The sequence below is a fragment of the Pseudomonas sp. LBUM1653 genome, assembly GCF_059716115.1.
On record NZ_CP166803.1, the window covers coordinates 5517368 to 5532542 of the forward strand.

Here is a 15175-nt window from a genome sequence, read left to right on the forward strand (position 1 = left end):
ATCAACGAGAGACTTCAACGGAACGTGCCGGGCGCCTTGAACAACAGGGGCTGCGGCCTGGCTGGACGACTTTGCAAGCTGTCGCGGGTAAACAGATGCGGGCGTTCTATGACATACCCTTGAGCGTAATCAACCCCGATCTCCAGCAATGCCTGCTCGATCTGGGGTGTTTCGACAAACTCGGCAATCGTGCGCTTACCCATGACATGACCGATGTGATTGATCACTTCGACCATTGCGCGGTTAATCGGGTCGTCCAGCATATCCTTTACGAAACTCCCGTCGATCTTCAGGAAGTCTACAGGCAAATGTTTCAAGTAGGCGAATGAGGACATACCGGCGCAAAAGTCGTCCAGGGAAAACAGGCATCCTAAGCCCTTGAGTTCATTGATGAATCTAATTGCACTAGCAAGATTGGAAATGGCGCTGGTTTCAGTGATTTCAAAACAAATTATTTCAGGTGGTATTGCGTAAGTAATGAACTGTTGACGCAGGAAGTCCAGGAACGCCTCATCTCCTATAGTTGTGCCTGACAGATTAATCGCACACATCGCTAAAGGCCCTTTGTGCTTTTCGGCTATACATTGGGCAATGATCTTGAATACGTTCTGTACAACCCAACGATCTAAGGAAGTCATCAGGCCATAACGTTCCGCTGCCGGAATAAAACTGTCGGGCAATATCATGCGCCCGGCTTCGTCATGTAGACGCAGCAGAATTTCGATATGCCCGCCGCCCTGTTCGATATGACCGAGCGGGGCGATTTCCTGTGCATACAGACAAAAACGATCTTCCTCCAAGGCCATGTGCAAGCGCTGCACCCAAGCCATTTCGCCAAAGCGCAGGGACAGCTCCGAGTCGTCGGCGTGATACACCTGAACACGGTTGCGCCCTTTTTCCTTGGCCATGTAGCAGGCCATGTCAGCAGCGCGCAGCGAGACTTCCAGGGTGGTCGGCTGCTGAGTGACATGCACCAGTCCGATGCTCACGGTGGTCACGAACGGCCGCCCCTTCCAGACGAAGTGCAAGTTCTGCACGGTCTGGCGCAACGCCTCGGCAATTTTCTCGGCCGCCTCCGGTCCACAGTTCTCCAGCAGGATGCCGAACTCGTCACCGCCCAACCGGGCCAGGGTGTCGCCCTCGCGCAATCCGGATTGCAACAGCGCACAGATATGCCGCAGCAGTTCGTCACCCGCCGCGTGTCCGCAGGTATCGTTGACCAACTTGAACTGATCCAGATCGAGGAACATCAAGGCGTGGCGCCCAGGCGTTCGCGTCAGGACCTGCAGCGCCTGTTCCAGGCGAAATTCGAACTCGCGGCGGTTGGCGAGCCCGGTAAGCGCATCATGGGTCGCCTGCCAGGACAGGTTGGCGATGTATTGCCGCTCCTGGGTCATGTCATGCAGCACCAGCACGGCACCGCTGACCTTCCCGGCATTGCGGATCGGCGCCCCGACCAGGGTGACCGACACCGTGCTGCCATCGAGGCGCTGAATGAGCTTGGAGTGTTCGCTGCCACCACTGAGCTGACCGCTCAGGATGTGCTCGATCAAGGTAAAGCCATCGGCCTGGGCATTGTCGTCCAGCAGATTGAACAGTGCCGCCAGCGGCAACCCTGTCGCCTGTTCGGCTTTCCAGTGCGTCAAGACTTCGGCTGCCGGATTCATGTAGGCGATCGCGCCCTCGACATTCGTGGTGATCACCGCGTCGCCAATCGATTGCAGGGTGATTTGCGCCCGCTCTTTCTCCAGTTGCAGGGCGTCGGCAAAAGCATGCCGCTGCTTGAGCAATTTATGCGTGCGCAGCAGCGCCAGGGCGATCAGGCCGAGGGCGGTGGCCAGGTTCGTCGCCAGCAGCAGTCGCAGGATCATCCGCGAACCCTCGCCCAGCGCATCGCTGAAGGCCTTTGCCGCCGGCGTTACCCCGTTGTTGATGGCGAAGATCTGTTCCTTCCAGCCTTGGATGTCGGCAGGGTTGGCCTGCTTGATGCTGATGTGCTGATGCATGTCCCTGGCGACGTCATCGAGTTGAACCAGGTACGCGTCACCCACGGTCCAGCGATCGATGGCTTTTTCGAGGTAGCTGAAATGGCGAAAATTGAGGTATAGCCAGATCAGGCTAGGGACGTCATCGGGATGGTTGCCACCCTTGAGAATCGCCCGCCTGGCCGCCTCGATATCGGGTGGTTGCTGGTCCAGTGCCAGGCGCAGCTCGTGCCCTCCCTGAGGGACGGCAATGGCCTCCTGGTACTTGAGGAATTTGCTCTCGTCGCGACTGTCGGCATACAGATTGAGGTAATAGATCGCGTCCTTCTGGCCCTTGGACCACAGGCTTTCACCGGCAACATAACCGCGCACCGCCGACAATACATAAAGACTGACGCCCCCCAACAGGGCCTGAAATAACACAACGGCGATAAATGGCCAGACGATGCCCAGCAACCGTGGCGTTCCGAGAGTCCGCGTTTGATTCATGAGGTCCCTTGTTTTAGCACTGCCAGATCATCATCCACGTGATCGCTACAGCTAGACTAGGGGGCCTTCCGCATCCCGGCAAGCGGCAACCCCTCCTCCCATTGCGGGAAACTCCACTCAAGATGCTGTGGCGCTGACTCAGTGCTGCTGCAAATGCCCATAAAGCTTGGCGTATAGACCACCATCGGCAATCAGTTGCTGATGGTCGCCATCCTCGGCAATCTGCCCACCGTCAAACACCAGCACCCGATCGGCCTGCTTCACCGCGGACAAGCGGTGCGCGATGATCAACGTGGTGCGGTTGCTCAAGAATCGCGCCAGCGCCTGGTGCAGGTTGTATTCGGTGGCGGCATCCAGCGCTGAGGTGGCCTCGTCGAGAATCACCACCTTGGGATCGGCCAGCACCATCCGCGCAATGGCCAGGCGTTGGCGCTGGCCGCCGGACAAGCGCACGCCGGATCGCCCGACAATGCTGTCCAGGCCATTGGGCAACTCGCGTACCGTGGTGTGCAATTGCGCGATTTCCAGGGCGTTCCAGCAAGCCTCGTCGCTGCGCTCACGGCCCATGGTCAGGTTGGCGCGTACCGTGTCGTTGAACAGCGCCGGGTGTTGCAGGACCACCGCGACATTTTCTCGTACGGTTTCCAGGCCGATCTCCTGTTGGGTCGAACCGCCGAAACGGATGGTCCCGGCCAGCGGCGTGTACAAGCCCAGCAGCAACTGCACCAGCGTGCTTTTGCCACCACCGCTGGCACCGACAATCGCGACTTTTTCGCCGGGAGCAATGGACAGGTCCATCTGGTTCAAGACCAGTTCGTCGCCGTAACCGAAACTCAAGCCCTGGACTTCGATGCCAACGGTTTCGCGACCTTTGAACGGGTCGATACCACCCGGGTATTGGGGTTCATCGGCCCGGGCAAGCAACTCGTTGATCCGCGATAATGCGCCGCCGGCAGCGTAATACGCGTACTGCAAATTCAGCAGTTGCTCGACTGGACCGATCATGAACCACAGGTAGCTGAATACCGCGAGCATCTGGCCGATGGACAGGTCGGAAAACAGCACGGTAAGCATGGCTGCGGCACGAAAAATATCGATGCCGAACTGGAACAGCAAACCGCTGGCCCGGTTCGAAGCATCGGTTTTCCATTGCGAGTTCACCGCGTAATCGCGAACGTCCCGGGCGCGTTGCCCCAAACGACCGAGGAAAAACCCCTGGCGGTTACCGGCACGCACTTCCTGGATCGCGTCCAGGGTTTCGGTCAATGCCTGGGTGAAGCGCGAGGTGCTGTCGTTCTCGAGCTTCTTCAGGTGCTTGACCCGCTTGCCCAACTGCACCGTGGCGTAGATCACCAGCGGATTGAACAACAGGATCAACAGCGCCAGTTGCCAGTGCATCCACAGCAGAATGCCCGCTGTGCCGACCAGCGTCAGCATGGCCACCAGGAACCGGCTGAGGGTTTCGCCGACGAATTTGTCCAGAGTGTCGAGATCGGTCACCAGGTGTGTGGTCACCGTGCCGCTGCCCAGGCTTTCGTATTCCCCCAGCGAGATGCGCTTGAGTCGCTCGATCAGGCGGATGCGAATGCGGTAGACGATGTCCTTGGCCAAGGCGGCGAACAAGCGCGCCTGCACCACGTTGAACAGCAATGCCGCGCAACGCAGGGCCAAGGTCACCACCAGCATCAAGCCGATGTAGCCCGCGGCTTTCTGCCAGACCTCAGGCAGTGCGAGGTTCATGATTTTCAGCGCGGCGTCGCCGTGCCCCAACAACACTTCGTCCACCAGTAATGGCAGGAGCAAGGGAATCGGCACGCTACATAGGGTCGCCAACACGGCAACACCGTTGGCGATCCACAGGGATTTCTTGTGATGAAGGGCCAGACGACGGATTTCTGCCCAGCTCAGCCGGTCGACACGTTTAACGGTTGGGGTGTCGTTGGCCAGATCATGCACAGGCAGCGCGCTCCAGCCAGCGGCCGAGCAAGGGGGACAGGACACTGAGGGGCTGATAGCCATTGGTCAGCAACGCCAATTGACCATTGCGTTCAGCCAGCAACGTCGGGAAACCGGCAATGCCCAGGTCCTGGACCCAAGTGAAATCGGCAGCCGTCGCGGCGTGCGTATCGGCACGGTCGAAAGCGGCGGCGAACTCGATGCGGGGCACCCCGGCCTGTTCCGCCAACTCAACCAGGACGCTGGCGTGGGTGACATCGCGACCTTCGGCGTAAAACGCATGCTGGATCAACCCGAGCAGCTTCCACGCACAATCCGGCGCCAGACCGCGTGCCGTCACCAGCGCCCGACAGGCCGGCTCGGTGTCATAGACGAAGCCTTCGGGCAACGCACCGTCGAGCTTGAAGGGCTGGCCGGTGGCCTCGGTGACCGCCTGCCAGTGCTCAAGTATGTAGCGGCGGGTAGTCGGCTCCAGCGCCGCGCCGCTACCGGTGCGCAAACCACCCACCACCAGGTGCACGTCCACGCCTGAGGCTTGCGCCTGCTCGACCAATGCGTTGGCAACCGGCGCGAAGCCCCAGCACCAGGAACACATCGGGTCCATCACATAGAGCAGGCGTGCAGACATGGTTCAGGCCTCGGTGGATGCTTGCTTATAGTTGTAGCCGATCGGGTGCGGCATGTTGCGCGCCTTGGCCAGTTCGATCTGCTTTTGCCGGTCGATGGCGCTGCGACGGGTTTTCTCGCTCAGCGTATCCCAGCAATGCGGGCAACTGATCCCGGCCACGTAGTGCTCGGACGCGCGGTCTTCGACGCTGATCGGTGTGCGGCAGGCATGACATTGATCGTAGTCGCCTTCGCTCAGGTCGTGGCGAACCGTTACGCGGTTGTCGAACACGAAGCAGTCGCCCTGCCACTTGGTTTCTTCCTGAGGCACCTCTTCGAGGTACTTCAGAATGCCACCCTTGAGGTGGTAGACCTCATCGAAGCCCTCGTTGAGCATGTAGCTCGAGGCTTTTTCACAGCGAATGCCGCCGGTGCAGAACATCGCCACCTTCTTGTGCACGGCAGGGTCGAAGTTGGCTTTGATATAGTCAGGAAATTCGCGAAAACTGGTGGTTTTCGGGTCGATAGCACCTTCAAAGGTGCCGATCGAGACTTCGTAGTCGTTGCGGGTATCGATCAGCAGGACTTCCGGATCACTGATCAGCGCGTTCCAGTCTTGTGGATCGACATAGGTGCCGACTTTTGTGTTCGGGTCGACGCCTTCGACGCCCAGGGTCACGATCTCTTTCTTGAGCTTGACCTTGGTACGGTAGAACGGCTGTTCGTCGCAGTACGACTCTTTATGGTCGATGTCGTCCATGCGCGCATCGTTCTTGAGCCAGGCCATCAGCCCGTCGATGCCTTCGCGGCTGCCGGACACGGTGCCGTTGATACCTTCTTCGGCGATCAGCAGCGTGCCTTTGATGCCGTTGTCGACCATCGCCTGGAGCAGGGGCTCGCGCAGGGCGACGTAATCTTGCAGGGTGACGAACTTATACAGTGCCGCCACGACAATCTGTTGTGTCATGGGTAAATCTCCAGGTGGCTACCCTCGTAAGGGGTGAACCGGATGCGAAAAAAAAACGCGCCGCAGGAGCGGCGCGTTGGACATTCTAACAAATAATTGTAGGAGCCGGCTTGCTGGCGATGGCGATCTTGAGGACGCCATCGCCAGCAAGCCGGCTCCTACAAGGGACGTATCAGGATTTGCTGCCGCCCGCACAGGTCGGCGAAGCAGGCGCCGCGTCAATTTGCGCCCATTCCTCAGGCGTGTAGGTGTGCAACGCCAAGGCATGGAACTCGCCCATCAGCTCCCCAAGCGTGCCGTAGACCTTCTGGTGGCGCTTGACCCGGTTCAAGCCTTCGAACTGCGCACTGACCACCACGGCCTTGAAGTGGGTCTGTAAGCCGCGGCTGTGCATGTGGCTTTCATCCAGCACCTGCAAATGCTCGGGCTGTAGCAGGCTCAGTGTCGATTCAATGCGTTGTTGCATGCTCATGCCCAACTCCGGCTCAAGGCTTTTTCTTGGCTGGAGCGGCGGCGCCTTTAGGCTCCAGCTCGGCGGTCATGTCAGCCAGCAGCTTGTTGACAACAGGCACCGCGCTTTCCAGCTTGGCCTGGGTCATCTGGGCCGATTGCTGGGTCAGCTGCGGCATTTTCTCCAGGACTTTCTTGCCCAGTGGCGACTGGTAGAACGCGACCAGGTCCTTGAGTTCCGACTCGCTGAAGTTGGTGGTGTAGAGCTTGACCATGTCCGGCTTCAGCTTATTCCAGCCAATGGCCTGGTCCAGAGCGGCGTTGGCCTTGGCCTGGTAGGTTTCCAGTACGGCTTTTTTCGACTCGGGGGCTTTGGTTTGCTGAAAGCGCTGGGCGAACATCTGCTGTACTTGCATGTACACCGGAGTACCCAGTTTGTCGGCATGCGCCAGGGTCAGGAAAGCCTCGGCACTGGCGTTGTGGCTGGCGGTATCGGCAAAAACAGGGCCGCTGGCGCAGACCAGTGCAACCGCGGTACAGATGGCACGAAGACGAGTCATCGAGTTTCCTTTTCTAGCAGGCGAGGTAAAACCCCAAGGACGACCATTCTGCGCCTAAAAAACTCTGTCGCTCAACCCCAAGCCTTGTCGCGTCTGATTTAGAGGGGTTGAATGAGCAGAATCCAGACTGATGGAACCACGGCCGCCGATCACGGCCTAAACTGCGCAATCAGACCTACAGGAGTGTGCATGATGAGCCGAATCGAAACCGACAGCCTGGGCCAGGTTGAAGTCCCGGATGAGGCCTATTGGGGTGCTCAAACGCAACGCTCGCTGGTTAACTTTGCCATCGGCAACGAACGCATGCCGCTGGCGGTACTGCACGGCCTGGCGCTGATCAAGAAAGCGGCAGCACGGGTCAACGACCGTAACGGCGATTTGCCCGCCGACATCGCCAGGCTGATCGAGCAAGCGGCCGATGAAGTGCTCGACGGCGAGCATGACGATCAATTCCCGCTGGTGGTCTGGCAGACCGGCAGCGGCACCCAGAGCAACATGAACGTCAACGAAGTGATCGCCGGACGCGCCAACGAACTGGCCGGCAACCCGCGTGGCGGCAAGTCCCCGGTGCACCCCAACGATCACGTCAACCGCTCCCAGAGCTCCAACGACTGCTTCCCCACGGCCATGCACATCGCTACGGCACAGGCGGTGCAACAGCACCTGCTGCCGGCAATCAGCGAACTGTCCGGTGGCCTGGCCGAGTTATCGGCCCGCCACATGAAACTGGTCAAGACCGGCCGCACCCACATGATGGATGCCACGCCGATCACTTTTGGCCAGGAAATCTCGGCGTTCATCGCCCAGCTCGATTACGCCGAACGGGCGATCCGCAGCGCGCTGCCGGCGGTCTATGAACTGGCCCAGGGCGGTACGGCGGTGGGCACCGGGCTGAACTCGCCCCACGGCTTCGGTGAAGCCATCGCCGCGGAACTTGCCGCTCTTTCCGGCTTGCCGTTCATCACCGCACCGAACAAGTTCGCGGCCCTGGCCGGCCACGAGCCGCTGACCACATTGTCCGGCGCGCTCAAAACCCTCGCCGTGACGCTGATGAAAATCGCCAACGACTTGCGCTTGCTGGGCTCAGGTCCGCGCGCCGGCTTCGCCGAAGTGAAACTGCCGGCCAACGAACCGGGCAGTTCGATCATGCCGGGCAAGGTCAACCCGACCCAGTGCGAAGCGCTGTCGATGCTGGCCTGCCAGGTCTTGGGCAACGACGTGACCATCGGCTTCGCGGCGAGCCAGGGTCACTTGCAGCTGAATGTGTTCAAGCCGGTGATCATCCACAACCTGCTGCAATCGATCCGCCTGCTGGCCGATGGCTGCAGCAACTTCCAGCAGCATTGCATCGCCGGCCTGGAACCGGACGCCGGAAAAATGGCTGAACACCTGGAACAAGGCTTGATGCTGGTGACAGCGCTGAACCCGCACATTGGTTATGACAAATCGGCGGAGATCGCCAAGAAAGCCTATGCAGAGAGGCTGACGTTGCGGGAAGCGGCGTTGCAGCTGGGGTATCTGACTGATGAGCAGTTTGATGCCTGGGTAAGGCCAGAGAATATGCTGGAGGCTGGGGCCAAGGGCTGAGATTTTTAGCGTCTGGTAGTCAGTCTTCGCGAGCAGGCTCGCTCCCACAATGAACGGTGCACGGATCAAATGTGGGAGCGAGCCGGCTCCGGGCGGCGTTCCGACGAAGAACGATGACGCGGTCTAACTGGCTGCCATCCGCACCTTGCGAGCCTTGAGCCCGGCAATCAACGACGGCCCCAACGCCACCAACGCCGACCCCAATACCACCAACACCGCCCCGCCATAACCCAAACCATTGATGGTTTCGGCGTGGACATACTCCGGCCACCACCAGGCGGCCACGGCAACGGCGGCAAGGGTCACCAGCGGCGTGATCGCCAGTGTCGCACTGACCCGCGACGCCTCCCAATGCGCCAGCGCCTCGGCAAATGCGCCATAGGCAATCAGGGTGTTCATGCAGCACGCCAGCAGCAGCCAGCCTTGCACGGGGGTCAATTGCAGCGCCTCCAGGGGATGCACCCAAGGCGTCAGCAACAGCCCGCAGAACAGGTAGATCACCATCATCACCTGCAACGAATTCCACACGGTCAGCAACTGCTTCTGCCCCAGCGCATAAAACGTCCAGACCGTGGAGGCCAGCAACACCAGCAGCACACCGGCGGTGTAGTCACTCAACGAAGTCAGCAGCTCACTCAGGCGCTGGTTGAAAAACAGCGCAAAGCCGATCAACAACACCAACAAGCCAATCCCCTGCCCCAGGCTGAACCGCTCCTTGAACACGAACACACTGGCGATCAGCAACATGATCGGGCCCATCTGCACCACCAGTTGCGCGGTGCCGGGGCTGAGCAGATTCAACCCCATCAGGTACAGCACGTAGTTGCCCACCAGACCAAGCACCGCCATCAGCACCAGCCAGCCACCCCGCGGCCCTAGCACTTTGCGGCTCGGCAGGCGCCTGGTTGCCGCCAGGTAAATGAACAGGCATCCACCGGACACCATCAGGCGAAACCAGGTCACCGTGACCGGGTCCATCACCAGCAGCACCTGCTTGAGTTTGATCGGCAGGATCCCCCACAACAACGAGGTCAGCAAAGCCAGGAACAGCCCATAAGCCCAGCGACCCGATGAAATGTGCATGCGAACCCCAATCCGGAATACAAGTAGCGCCATTCTAGGGGTTGAGCCGCGTGACACACAGGGACAGTTAACGCTTGGCCGCGAATGAAACTGTGCAGGTCGCAACATTATTCTGGCGAGATGCCGTCGATCAGATGGCCAGGCACTGCAAGTGGTTCATGCATAAGCTGATCGGAGCCACTCACAGGACTTCCCTCAGGAGATCGCCATGTACGGCATGCGCGCCCAGGACCACGCCCCCGCTACGCACTTTCGCAGTGACCGGTTATGCCGGGTGAATGGGGAGCTGTATTTCAGCACCCGGGAAAACACCCTGGAGGGGCCGTTTGCCAACCGGGAGGCGGCGCAGAAGGAGATTCAGGCGTATATCGCGCGGGTGCAATCTTTGCAGTTGAGCCGGTAAACCGAGGCGCCTGCATCGCGGGCAAGTCGGATCGCCGCACCGCCGCTCCCACAGGGATTTGCTGTGTGACGAAGATCCAGTGTGGGAGCGAGCTTGCTCGCGATAGCTATTTAACAATCACTACAAAATGCCAAGGTGTTTAACGCACCGCCTCGAACAGCCCGGTAGCCCCCATCCCGCCGCCCACGCACATGGTGACGATGCCGTAACGCAGATTGCGCCGCTGCAACTCGCGAACGATATGCCCTACCTGACGCGAGCCGGTCATGCCGAACGGGTGGCCAATGGAGATCGAGCCGCCATTGACGTTGTACCTGTCGTTGTCGATCTCCAGCCGGTTACGCGCGTACAGGCACTGCGAGGCGAATGCTTCGTTGAGTTCCCACAAATCGATATCGCCCATGTGCAAGCCCTTGGCCTTGAGCAGTTTCGGCACCGAGAACACCGGGCCGATGCCCATCTCGTCCGGTTCGCAGCCCGCCACGGAGAATCCGCGGAAGAACGCTTTGGGTTTCAAGCCCAGCGCCAGGGCTTTTTCCAGGCTCATCACCAGGGTCATGGAGGCGCCGTCGGACAGCTGCGACGAGTTACCGGCGGTGACCGAGCCCCCCTCGGCAAACACTGGATTCAATCCGGCCAGGCTTTGCAGGGTGGTACCAGGACGGTTGCAGTCATCGTGATCCACGACACCTTCGAGAATCTGCACCTGGCCGGTGGCCTTGTCTTCAACCCGGTACTTCACCGCCATCGGCACGATTTCATCGTCGAACAACCCCGCAGCTTGTGCCTGGGCAGTCCGCTGCTGGCTTTGCAGGGCGTACAGATCCTGTTCTTCACGGCTGACGTCGTAACGTCGAGCGACGATTTCCGCGGTCTGGCCCATCGGGAAGTAGATCCCCGGCACCTGCTCCTTGAGCAGCGGATTGATCAGGTGATCGGTGTTGATGCTTTTCATCGTCAGGCTGATGGACTCGACGCCACCGGCAACGATGATGTCGCTGCAACCGGATGCGATCTGGTTGGCGGCAATGGCGATCGCCTGCAAACCCGAGGAGCAGAAGCGGTTGAGGGTCATGCCGGCGACGCCGATGCCCAGGCGCGACAACACCGCGACGTTGCGCCCGATGTTATAGCCCTGGGAGCCTTCGTTGGAGCCGGCACCGACGATGCAGTCCTCGACACTGGCAGGGTCGATGCCGGTGCGCGCCAGCAAGGCGTCGACGCAATGCGCCGCCATGTCGTCGGGACGGGTCATGTTGAACTTGCCGCGAAAGGATTTGGCCAGGCCGGTCCGCACGCTGTCGACGATCACCACTTCACGCATGGCATACCTCATTGTTGTTGTCGGTTGAGAGTGGACCGAGCATAAGCCCACCCAATTACCGACCGCGACAATCATTCACCCCGCGTATGCGTAACCATCGCCTGACTACTTACCCTTGCGCGAATGCTTGTCCGCCTTTTCGAACGCCTCTTCCAGTGCACGGTTGATGGTGCGCAATACCTTGACCCGCGCCCAGCGCTTGTCATTGGCCTCCACCAGCGTCCAGGGCGAGATCTCCGTGCTGGTGCGGTCAACCATGTCGCCGACGGCGGAGCGATAGTCGTCCCACTTGTCGCGGTTGCGCCAATCGTCCTCGGTGATTTTGAAGCGTTTGAACGGGATCTCTTCGCGCTCCTGGAAACGTTCCAGTTGCGTCTGCTTGTCGATGGCCAGCCAGAACTTGACCACAATCACCCCGGCATCGGTGATCTGTTCCTCAAAGTCGTTGATTTCACTGTAGGCGCGCAGCCAGTCCGCCGGGGTGCAGAATCCTTCGATGCGTTCCACCAACACCCGGCCATACCAGGAACGGTCGAATACAGTGAATTTCCCTCGTGCGGGAACATGCCGCCAAAAACGCCAGAGATACGGCTGCGCCCGTTCCTCTTCAGTAGGCGCGGCAATCGGCACGATGTTGTATTGGCGCGGGTCCAGCGCCGCGGCAACCCGGCGAATCGCCCCACCCTTGCCCGCCGCGTCATTGCCTTCGAACACCGCCATCAACGCGTGGCGGCGCATGCGTTTGTCGCGCATCAACCCGGAGAACTTTGCCTGCTCAGTGATCAATTGCTCTTCATAATCACCCTTGGCCAGATGCACGCTCAGGTCGAGGCTGTCGAGCAGGTTCAATTGATCAACACTGGGGAACACCGGCGCGGCGTTGACTTTTTCCGGGTGGATCTTCGGTCGTTTCAAGGCGCCCTGCAGGCCTTCGAGCAGAATTTTCCCCACCACCAGGCTGCGATAATGCGCATCCTTTCCGGCGATCACATGCCACGGCGCATAGTCGCGACTGGTGCGGCGCAAAATGCGCTCACCGTATTTCACAAAGCGGTCGTACGTCTGCGATTGCTGCCAGTCCAGCGGGCTGATGCGCCAGCTGTGCAGCGGGTCGTCGGCCAATGCCTTGAGGCGGGCCTTCATTTGTTTTTTGGAGAGGTGGAACCAGAACTTGAAGATCAGTGCGCCTTCATCGCAAAGCATTTTTTCCAGGCGTTCGGCGGCGTTGATACTTTGATCGAGCCTTGGGTCCTTGATCACACCGTGGACCCGGGCCTGCAGCATCTGGCTGTACCAGTTGCCGAAGAATATGCCCATGCGGCCCTTGGCCGGAAGCATCCGCCAATAGCGCCAGGCCGGTGGCCGCGCCAGTTCTTCGTCGGTTTGCTGATCGAAGGTGCGGACCTCGATCAAGCGCGGGTCCATCCACTCATTGAGCAACTTGACCGTCTCGCCCTTGCCGGCGCCTTCGATGCCGTTGATCAGGATGATCACCGGAAACCGGCTCTGCTGGCGCAGTTCGAATTGCGCTTCAAGCAAGGCTTCACGCAGGGCCGGTACCTCGGCGTCAAAGGTTTCTTTGTCGATGGCGTGATCGATTTCAGCGGATTCGAACATGGATGGCTCCCTGGCAGATGTGAGCAAGACTAGTGGATTGACCTCTCCTGCGGGGGAGAAATCCCATTTTCATCGCTTCGGCCGTAGCAGGCCTTGCCATGGATCAAGCATCCCTTCCGCGATCGGATAGAATGGCGACCTTGCCGTTACCGAGCCTGCCATGAAACCTGTAATGCCCCACGCCCAGATCGACTGGGACGACCAAGGGCTCCCGCGCTCGCGGGTGTTCGATGATGTGTATTTTTCCGACCTGTCTGGGCTGGACGAAACCCGCTATGTGTTCCTGGAACAGAATGCCTTGCGTGAACGTTTCGCTGCGCTGCCGGCGGGCGGGCGATTGGTGATTGGCGAAACCGGGTTCGGTACCGGGTTGAATTTCTTGTGCGCCTGGCAGTTGTTCGAGCAGCACGCGCTGGCCGGTGCGCGACTGCATTTTGTCAGTGTCGAAAAATACCCGCTGAGTCTGTCCGACCTGCAACGGGCGCTGGCGTTGTGGCCGGAACTCAAGCCGTTCGCCGATCAACTGCTGGCGCAATACAGGGCGATCCATCAGGGTTTCCAGCGCCTGGTCCTGGATAACGGCCGCGTCACGCTCACCTTGCTGATCGGCGATGCACTGGAGCAACTACCGCAACTGGACGCGCAGATCGACGCCTGGTTCCTCGACGGCTTCGCCCCGGCGAAAAACCCCGACATGTGGACCGCCCAATTGTTTGCCGAACTCGCCCGCCTGGCGGCACCCGGTTCGACCATCAGCACCTTTACCAGCACAGGTTGGGTGCGCCGGCTGCTCAATGCCGCGGGCTTCAAGATGAAACGTACGCCAGGCATCGGCCACAAATGGGAAATCCTGCGCGGCACCTTCCTCGGCTGGCCTGCAGAAATCCCGCCCCCCGCTGTGGCGAAACCTTGGTTTGCCCGCCCGACCTCGCTAACCGGCAAACGTCGCGCGCTAGTAATCGGTGCCGGACTGGCCGGTTGTGCTACGGCCGCCAGCCTGGCTGCACGCGGTTGGCAGGTGAGTCTGCTGGAGCGTCACGAGGCGCTGGCGCAGGAAGCCTCGGGTAATCCCCAGGGCGTGCTGTACCTCAAGCTTTCCGCCCACGGCACAGCGTTGTCACAATTGATTGTCAGTGGATTCGGTTACACCCGACGCTTGCTTGAGCATTTGCAACGGGGCGTTGACTGGGACGATTGCGGGGTCTTGCAACTGGCCTTCAATACCAAAGAAGCCGAGCGTCAGGCGCAATTGGCGACGGCGTTTCCCAGTGACTTGCTGCACACACTCGATCAGGCACGCGCCGAGGCTCGCGCCGGTATTGCACTGCCATCGGGGGGCCTGTTTTACCCCGAAGGCGGTTGGGTACATCCGCCTGCGCTGTGCCAATGGCAGGCTGGGCAATCGAACATTGAGCTGCTGACACATCACGATGTGCTGGAGCTGCGCCGTGTGGGCGGAAGTTGGCAAGCGTGGGATGGCGACAGGTTGCTGACCGACGCACCTGCCGTGGTGCTGGCCGGCGCTGCCGAGATCAAGCGATTCACCTACAGCAGCGAGTTGCCGCTCAAGCGCATTCGCGGACAAATCACCCGCTTGCCCCAAACCCCGGCGAGCCAGACGCTGAGTACCGTGGTATGCGCCGAAGGCTATGTCGCGCCAGCACGCCTGGGCGAACATACCCTGGGGGCGAGTTTCGATTTCAACAGCGACGACCTGACCCCGACCACGGCCGAACATCTCGGCAACTTGCAGATGCTCGAAGAAATCTCGCTGGATCTGGTCGCTCGGCTCGGCGCGCACACCTTGCAAGCTGATGAACTTGAAGGTCGCGCAGCGTTTCGCTGTACCAGCCCGGATTACTTGCCGATTGTCGGACCATTGGCCGACAGCCAGGCATTCGCCGACGCCTACAACGTATTGAGCAAGGATGCCCGGCAAACCCCGGACATCCCTTGCCCCTGGCTGGATGGTTTGTACGTCAATAGCGGCCACGGTTCGCGAGGACTGATCACAGCGCCATTGTCAGGCGAATTGATCGCCGCGTGGCTGGATGACGAACCGCTGCCGCTGCCCAGAGCCGTGGCCGAGGCCTGTCATCCTAACCGCTTCAATTTGCGTCGTTTGATACGTGGCAAGGCCTGAGGCGT

At 60.1% G+C, this 15175-nt stretch carries 12 protein-coding genes; 3 read left to right on the forward strand and 9 right to left on the reverse strand.

Translation table 11 applies throughout. The annotated features are described in order from the left end of the window. Positions 1 to 14 precede the first annotated feature (14 nt). From ACA054_RS24815 to ACA054_RS24840, 6 genes are all read right to left on the reverse strand, one after another. On the reverse strand, positions 15 to 2474 hold the full coding sequence (locus ACA054_RS24815; protein ID WP_497686614.1) for an EAL domain-containing protein: 2460 nt from the start codon (positions 2472 to 2474) through the stop codon (positions 15 to 17). A gap of 138 nt (positions 2475 to 2612) precedes the next feature. Then, entirely contained in the window at positions 2613 to 4430 is a 1818-nt protein-coding gene (locus ACA054_RS24820) for an ABC transporter ATP-binding protein (RefSeq protein ID WP_497686615.1), read from the reverse strand. Continuing rightward, a complete protein-coding gene (locus tag ACA054_RS24825) occupies positions 4423 to 5025 on the reverse strand; it encodes a DsbA family protein (RefSeq protein WP_497690365.1) in 603 nt (200 codons plus the stop codon). Before ACA054_RS24825 ends, ACA054_RS24820 begins: the two co-directional genes overlap by 8 nt. Before the next feature lie 36 nt (positions 5026 to 5061). After that, positions 5062 to 6003 (reverse strand): oxygen-dependent tRNA uridine(34) hydroxylase TrhO, encoded by a 942-nt coding sequence (gene trhO, locus ACA054_RS24830; protein WP_497686616.1) that lies wholly within the window; start codon positions 6001 to 6003, stop codon positions 5062 to 5064. Between the two features lie 172 nt (positions 6004 to 6175). After that, positions 6176 to 6475: a BolA family protein gene (locus ACA054_RS24835; protein WP_497686617.1), complete on the reverse strand. Its 300-nt coding sequence runs from the start codon at positions 6473 to 6475 to the stop codon at positions 6176 to 6178. 13 nt (positions 6476 to 6488) lie between these two features. After that, positions 6489 to 7013, reverse strand: coding sequence for a DUF2059 domain-containing protein (locus tag ACA054_RS24840; protein WP_497686618.1), 525 nt, complete (start codon positions 7011 to 7013; stop codon positions 6489 to 6491). Between the two features lie 192 nt (positions 7014 to 7205). On the opposite strand from ACA054_RS24840, the gene ACA054_RS24845 reads away from it, so the two are divergent. Further along, complete coding sequence (locus ACA054_RS24845; protein ID WP_497686619.1) at positions 7206 to 8600, forward strand: class II fumarate hydratase; 1395 nt, start codon at positions 7206 to 7208, stop codon at positions 8598 to 8600. Positions 8601 to 8723: 123 nt separating this feature from the next. Here the strand turns inward: ACA054_RS24845 and ACA054_RS24850 are convergent, their stop codons facing one another. Continuing rightward, positions 8724 to 9683, reverse strand: a complete 960-nt coding sequence (locus ACA054_RS24850) for a DMT family transporter (protein ID WP_497686620.1) — start codon at positions 9681 to 9683, stop codon at positions 8724 to 8726. A gap of 208 nt (positions 9684 to 9891) precedes the next feature. Between ACA054_RS24850 and ACA054_RS24855 the strand changes: the two genes are divergently transcribed. Beyond that, entirely contained in the window at positions 9892 to 10086 is a 195-nt protein-coding gene (locus ACA054_RS24855) for a DUF6316 family protein (protein ID WP_497686621.1), read from the forward strand. A 139-nt stretch (positions 10087 to 10225) separates the two neighbouring features. Here the strand turns inward: ACA054_RS24855 and ACA054_RS24860 are convergent, their stop codons facing one another. Together ACA054_RS24860 and pap are read right to left on the reverse strand one after the other, a co-directional pair. Next, entirely contained in the window at positions 10226 to 11410 is a 1185-nt protein-coding gene (locus ACA054_RS24860; protein ID WP_497686622.1) for a thiolase family protein, read from the reverse strand. A gap of 105 nt (positions 11411 to 11515) precedes the next feature. After that, a complete protein-coding gene (pap, locus tag ACA054_RS24865; protein WP_497686623.1) occupies positions 11516 to 13027 on the reverse strand; it encodes a polyphosphate:AMP phosphotransferase in 1512 nt (503 codons plus the stop codon). Positions 13028 to 13187: 160 nt separating this feature from the next. Between pap and mnmC the strand changes: the two genes are divergently transcribed. Continuing rightward, a complete protein-coding gene (mnmC, locus tag ACA054_RS24870; protein ID WP_497686624.1) occupies positions 13188 to 15170 on the forward strand; it encodes a bifunctional tRNA (5-methylaminomethyl-2-thiouridine)(34)-methyltransferase MnmC2/FAD-dependent 5-carboxymethylaminomethyl-2-thiouridine(34) oxidoreductase MnmC1 in 1983 nt (660 codons plus the stop codon). Positions 15171 to 15175 lie beyond the last annotated feature (5 nt).

Bases quoted from the DNA above. Each gene is read 5' to 3' on its own strand.
- ACA054_RS24840 (WP_497686618.1), bottom strand. From the start codon at position 7,013: ATGACTCGTCTTCGTGCCATCTGTACCGCGGTTGCACTGGTCTGCGCC.
- ACA054_RS24835 (WP_497686617.1), bottom strand. From the start codon at position 6,475: ATGAGCATGCAACAACGCATTGAATCGACACTGAGCCTGCTACAGCCC.
- ACA054_RS24855 (WP_497686621.1), top strand. From the start codon at position 9,892: ATGTACGGCATGCGCGCCCAGGACCACGCCCCCGCTACGCACTTTCGC.
- ACA054_RS24825 (WP_497690365.1), bottom strand. From the start codon at position 5,025: ATGTGTTCCTGGTGCTGGGGCTTCGCGCCGGTTGCCAACGCATTGGTC.
- ACA054_RS24845 (WP_497686619.1), top strand. From the start codon at position 7,206: ATGAGCCGAATCGAAACCGACAGCCTGGGCCAGGTTGAAGTCCCGGAT.
- ACA054_RS24860 (WP_497686622.1), bottom strand. From the start codon at position 11,410: ATGCGTGAAGTGGTGATCGTCGACAGCGTGCGGACCGGCCTGGCCAAA.
- trhO (WP_497686616.1), bottom strand. From the start codon at position 6,003: ATGACACAACAGATTGTCGTGGCGGCACTGTATAAGTTCGTCACCCTG.
- mnmC (WP_497686624.1), top strand. From the start codon at position 13,188: ATGAAACCTGTAATGCCCCACGCCCAGATCGACTGGGACGACCAAGGG.
- ACA054_RS24815 (WP_497686614.1), bottom strand. From the start codon at position 2,474: ATGAATCAAACGCGGACTCTCGGAACGCCACGGTTGCTGGGCATCGTC.
- pap (WP_497686623.1), bottom strand. From the start codon at position 13,027: ATGTTCGAATCCGCTGAAATCGATCACGCCATCGACAAAGAAACCTTT.
- ACA054_RS24850 (WP_497686620.1), bottom strand. From the start codon at position 9,683: ATGCACATTTCATCGGGTCGCTGGGCTTATGGGCTGTTCCTGGCTTTG.